This window comes from Methylophaga sp. UBA1464 (assembly GCF_002325665.1).
In the GTDB taxonomy this organism is placed as follows: Bacteria; Pseudomonadota; Gammaproteobacteria; order Nitrosococcales; family Methylophagaceae; genus Methylophaga.
The window spans coordinates 41,306-47,049 of sequence record NZ_DCSO01000089.1 but is presented as its reverse complement, the minus strand read 5'-3'; the positions used below and the strand labels follow the sequence as shown (position 1 = coordinate 47,049).

Sequence of the window (5,744 nt, the reverse complement as noted above, 5' to 3'; positions counted from 1 at the left end):
CTGGTGCACAACCTGCTAGTGAAGGTGGAAGCGATGCGGTTCAAGTGGACTATCTTGCTCCACGAGTTACCCCGCAAGCGGGATTTGAAACGATTGGCCCCAGCATTATTTTTACAACCCCGGAAGAAGAGCAGCTACTTAATCTGGTTGGAACGGACTCTGGTGATGGTACGGACTCACCAAATCCGCCGCCACCACCTGAATCCTCAATCTCAATCCTTTCTCCGGATCAACTCAATTTTGCTGAGAAAAACTTAAGTTCCGGTACCGATCCTGATGGCAGTTTATTGACAAAAACAGGAATGTTTACGGTGAGCGCATCTTCAGGTGTGGAGTCCCTGAGCATTGGGGGAGAACCCATTATTCAGGATGGCAATATCGTAAACAACCTTCCAACGCTCACAAGCGGAGCTGGTAATACACTGAGTATCACGGATATTACGCTTAATCCGAATGGCACTTATACAGTTAATTATAGTTATACACTGAATAACGCAGTCGGTCATGCTCAACCAGACAATGACAATGAATTAAGCAACAGTTTTGAAATTGTTGTAACCGATGCTAATGGTTTAAGTGACTCTGCTAATGTCGACGTATCCATTACGGATGACGCCCCATTAGTTTCTGCTACACAGCCTGAAATGGGCTTTGAGATGCAGATCACTAATTTGGGTTCCATATCTGCTGGTTACGACAACAGCTATGGTTATTATGTTAAAGGGGAAAACGGTCAGCCTACCACCGGTGTCGTGCTGTTTGCTAATGTGAAACAGAATATTTCCTCCACTGTTCAGGTTGAGGGTGTTAACCCGGAAGATATTGGATTTTTTATTATTTCCAACGGTGGCCGGTTGAACTCAGAGTTGGAAAATGGAGCAGAAGTCACCTTTGAACAGCTACCGAATGGGAGCTGGCAAGCAGTGACAAGTGATGGTGTCGCATTAATAAGTAATTTCGACAAAGCACCTGCATTATTTGATAACTCGGAATTAAACCTGAATAACTATCAATACTTAAACAGTAATGAAAATCCTGGAAATCAGAACTGGGAGGATGTTATTGGTGGTGGTGATCAAGATAATAATGACGTCAACATTAACGTAGAGTTTATAAAATCCAAAGGCTTAACAGTAAACGAAAATTTACTGGCTGATGGTGATGATGCAACTGCAGCCATTGCCACCCTTGATATAAGTAATTACTTTTCGACACAGTATGGGGCCGATGGGGCAGGGAGTTCTGAATATTCTTTAAATATCGATACCAGTGTAGCCACCGGTTTAAATGATACCGAAACCGGAGAAATGGTGTCTTTACGCTATCAAAATGATGATCCCCAATCCGGTGTGGTTGAAGGATTTATTAACGATGGCTCTGATACGTTGGTCGTCTTTACATTATCCATTGATCAGACTGGCCTGGTAACGCTTGAGCAGTTAAGGGCCGTGTTTCATGACGATCCTACCGACTCATTGCAGTTACTCACACCGGCAACCATTAATCCGGGAGCCATTGATGCGGTACTGACCGTCACTGATAGCGATGGTGATACGGCAGATGCCAGTATTGATCTTGGCGTTATCATTGCCTTTAATGACGATGGCCCTTCTGCTACAGATTATGTTGGACAGGAGACTGCCTCTGGAGAATCAACTTCAGGACAATTCAGCTTTAATGTTGGGGCTGATGGCGGTGGATTAAGTGCTATCAATGGCACGGTTCTTATCTTTGGTAATGATGGCTGGTCTCAATCAGTCGACACAGAATTTGGCTTTATTCGCGCAACCGAACAAGGCGACTACCAATATCAATCGACGTCAGGCGCCGAGCAACCTGCCATTGAAACCATTCAACTAACCGTGACAGATGGGGATGGTGACACAACAACTTTTGCAGCTGAATATTCGATTCTGCCGGCAATTGCTGAAACACCAATCTCATTACAAATGAGCATTGGTAGTGAAACATTAATTGAAAGCTCAACTAACTTTATTGTCAATGGCAGCTTTGAGGATATAAATGGCATTGATGCCAATGGAAATATCGTTTCAGGCGTCGCTGAAGGAAGCCTGGCGGGCAGTGGTCAACTGGTGTCAATGCAATCGATTACCGGCTGGCAACTCGTCGATGATTCAATGCCTCCGATGGAGCCGCATTCCGGTGGACATGGTAAGTTAGGTACAACCGATGGCAGCCACTATATGGACTTGGGGGCCACACCCGGCAACAGTGCAATATATCAACAAATATCCGGTTTAGTGGACGGTTTGGAGTATACGTTAAGCTTCGATTATCTTGATAAAGCATTAAAAATGGCCAATAACGCCGACTCGGGCGCTATGCAAGTCATTTGGAATGGCGAAGTGATTGCAACGATTGATGGCGATAATCTTACATGGCAATCGGTTAACTTTACCGTTATTGGCGGAAGCTTTGATGGCAGTAACACTTTAGTTTTCAATGAGATTGGTTCAATTGATAACCATGGTATAGCCATTGATAATGTCGCGTTAACACCAAATATCGAAAATGCTTACTATCAGTATGATTTAAGTATTTTGGCATCAGCTGCTTTTGATACGGATGGTAATGCTGGTGTTGTCAAAATTGATGCAACTAAATTGTTTGCTCTGGGTGTCGACATTCTGGGTTACGATCCGGTGATCAGTTTTCCAAACAGAACATTTGAAATCGAAGTTGAAAATGATCAACCACTGACATTAACGTTGGTTTCTGATAACCCTTTAACCCCTGAGATAATCAATTCTATTGAGGGTTCTTTAACCTTTGTGTCGGATGACGGTACAGTTGTGGATATTTCATCTACTGCCTACGCTGAGTTGGCAGGAAGCGATGCCAATGATGAATTACTCGGAACGGATGCAGATGAATTAATTATCGGGGGAGCAGGTGATGATATTTTAACCGGTGGTGAGGGTAAAGATATTTTTGTCTGGAATGCCGGGGACGACGGTGTCGCTGGAGCCCCTGCGAATGATACGGTTACGGATTTTAATATTGCAGAAGGTGATGTTCTGGATTTTTCAGACATCCTTGTTGGCGAAGAGTCGGGTAATCTAACGGATTATATTTCGATTACTGAAGATGGTTCGGATATTGTGATTGAACTCAAACCTGACGCGAGTGATGTAACACAGACGATCACGCTTGAGGGTAAATCACTCGCTGATTTAGGCGTCGGTGGCTTTGATGCCTCAACGCAACAGGCTGAAATTATCAATAAACTGGTGCAGGATGGCCATGTGAATGTAGATAGCTAACCTTAACCAGCAGCGGTTTTAAACAATAAAAAAACCCGCGTTAAGCGGGTTTTTTATGGGTTTAAGGTTTTTACCAACAATCATTTGCAGGGGTTCTTTGACCAACTTCATTGAGTGTCATGGTGCCACAACGGTCACCTGCCTGACCACCTTTTGGGATGGCTCTTAATGTGTATGCATTTGCACCTACATTTTGCAGATCAAGGTCATAGAATTTGGGATTACCTTGTTTGGGAGACTCATCAAACGGTAGAGCTGCGGCAGCATATGAAAAGTTTTGTGTGTACAACCGTTCCATATAACTGGATAGCTCTAGTAAATCAGCTTGAGCATTCGATCTTCGAGTTTCTCTAACTTGCTCCTGATAGGATGGATAAGCAATTGCAGCGATGATAGCAATGATTGCAACAGTAATCATTAATTCAACCAGGGTAAATCCACCGACAAACTTATTTTTCATTGGTATTCCTAAATGATTTACTCATCATTTCTGATAAGCCATATAGTCGATATTGTTTTTAAAATACCATCCGCATCTGTATTGATCTCATATCCGATAGATGTACCTTCTGGAATAACTTTTTCAGTTAAAATACCATTTTCATAATGATGAATCGTGGTCTCATTATTCACTAAAAAAGTCTGCCCGTTTATCTCTATAGTAGATGAGTCATTGAAATGGTCTGTTACTGAACCTGTTTGTTGAAAAGGGGCCATTGCATATACAACAGCACTCATTAATAAAACGAATGTACTAAATAGTAACTTCATTTGGCTTGCTGCTCCTACCTGAATTGAAAATCAAGTTGACGCCATGATTGTCTGCCTTCGAAACCTGGACCAGGATTTTCAACGGTTACTTCAATTTGACCTGAAGAGCCACTGGTATATTTGTACTCTTTTTGTCCTCCCGCTTCAGAAGCTATGCTTGGCGTAGGAATAATACCTACCTCAGATTTTTTACCGCTGGCAGGTACGTCGACTCTGTCTGGATCAGGGTTGCCATCCGCATCCAGGTCGCAATTCGCGATACAAATATAGTCAGCCCTATCAAAATTACCATCATCATTCGTATCAAAGGGAGAATATTGTAGTCTCGCGCCAGAAGCTAAATCTAACTCCATCAACCAGCCAGAGCCACCAAAATCACAAGGATCATCAGATGGTAACAGGGTGGTAAAGATAACCTTGCCGTTACGGATAATTGAGTTACTGACTTGACGCTCACCAAAGTTATTTGCGGTACTTGGACCAATCAGATCAATGTACCAGCCAAGCTTAGTTGCCCAGTCAGTTGATGTAATCGGGGTGTCTGAAGTAATCCGGGTTGTTCCACCGGTAAGATCTGGAGTCAAAATACAGCCATCCTCATCAGTACAGGTCACGGTTCCTTGATTGATTATTTCTTGTTGTACTAAATCTAAGCGGTCAAATGCTGTTAAATCTTCCTCACGCTTATCCCAAATGGCATAGAATGTTTGTGTAGTCTGATTATCAATATTATTGTCATCTACCTCAAGATATTTACCCGTACCAAATAAAATAAGGAAACCATTTGAGGTCGGATGTCTAACAACTTGTGGTCGAGTGGTTATTGGTTGGATATTTTCTGGAATACAGTTGTTGTCAAAACAGGCTCTAAATAGCGGTTGTGGATTCCCACCCGTTTCATAGGCAACTCCCCATTCTTCCGATTTACTAGAAGTTAAATCAAATTTCCACATATTACCCAGCAAGTCACCAGCATAGATATAGTCGACAATAAAATCCCCATCAACATCCACTGCCGCAGGAGATGCCAGGCCATTTGGAGTATCTTCTGATCCAACACCTGTATCAAGGACTTCAATTATTTCTCCGTCTGCAAGACGAACAATAAACAAGACTGCATTGCCAGAAGAACTGTCAGTACTGTCATTACCATCCCCATTGTTATCAACGGTATTGTTATAACCACCACTAAATACTGCCGCCCAATCACCGGTTTGAAGTCTGACAATACTAGGTTGCCCATAAGTAAAGCCTAAATCTTTTCCATTTTTAGAACCATTCACATACTCATCGGTAAATTCCCATAAAACTCGATTGGCAGCGGTAGCTTCATTTGAAAAATCACCAGGATTTGTTACATCCAAAGCAAATACACCCTGGCCACCGCCACCTAAACCAGAAACTAAAACTGTTCGCCATTGATTATTGATAAATGCATCGACTATTGTGGGGCTGCCATCGACAAAGTATTTATGCGTGTAATTCGGATCAGTTAAGCTTGCTAACTTGTCGTAAATACTTTGAGGTACATAGGCAAATACCTCCGCACCGGTAACTGCATCAAATGCATGCAACATACCGTCATTAGCTCCTACATAGATGATAGCCTGGCGATTTTTGATGCCTGTTTTAAAGGTTGAATAGGGTGCTGAATTTTCAAGTTTGAGATCATCTTCGTTAGGTTCACCT

4 protein-coding genes are annotated in these 5,744 nt (G+C 42.5%); 1 reads left to right on the top strand and 3 read right to left on the bottom strand.

Features of this window, described 5'->3' with window-relative positions; genetic code table 11:
• On the top strand, positions 1 to 3,284 hold a 3,284-nt coding region (locus tag B3O33_RS11745; protein WP_292363649.1), incomplete at its 5' end, for a DUF5801 repeats-in-toxin domain-containing protein.
• Between the two features lie 70 nt (positions 3,285 to 3,354).
• On the opposite strand, the gene B3O33_RS11740 is transcribed toward B3O33_RS11745, so the two are convergent.
• From B3O33_RS11740 to B3O33_RS11730, 3 genes are all read right to left on the bottom strand, one after another.
• Positions 3,355 to 3,744: a type IV pilin protein gene (locus tag B3O33_RS11740; RefSeq protein ID WP_292360355.1), complete on the bottom strand. Its 390-nt coding sequence runs from the start codon at positions 3,742 to 3,744 to the stop codon at positions 3,355 to 3,357.
• Positions 3,745 to 3,761: 17 nt separating this feature from the next.
• A complete protein-coding gene (locus B3O33_RS11735) occupies positions 3,762 to 4,055 on the bottom strand; it encodes a hypothetical protein (protein WP_292360353.1) in 294 nt (97 codons plus the stop codon).
• A 14-nt stretch (positions 4,056 to 4,069) separates the two neighbouring features.
• Positions 4,070 to 5,744, bottom strand: a 1,675-nt coding sequence (locus B3O33_RS11730; RefSeq protein ID WP_292363648.1) for a pilus assembly protein, incomplete at its 5' end; no start/stop codon positions are given.

Coding starts and splice junctions, on each gene's coding strand:
- B3O33_RS11735 (WP_292360353.1), bottom strand. CDS start 4,055: ATGAAGTTACTATTTAGTACATTCGTTTTATTAATGAGTGCTGTTGTA.
- B3O33_RS11740 (WP_292360355.1), bottom strand. CDS start 3,744: ATGAAAAATAAGTTTGTCGGTGGATTTACCCTGGTTGAATTAATGATT.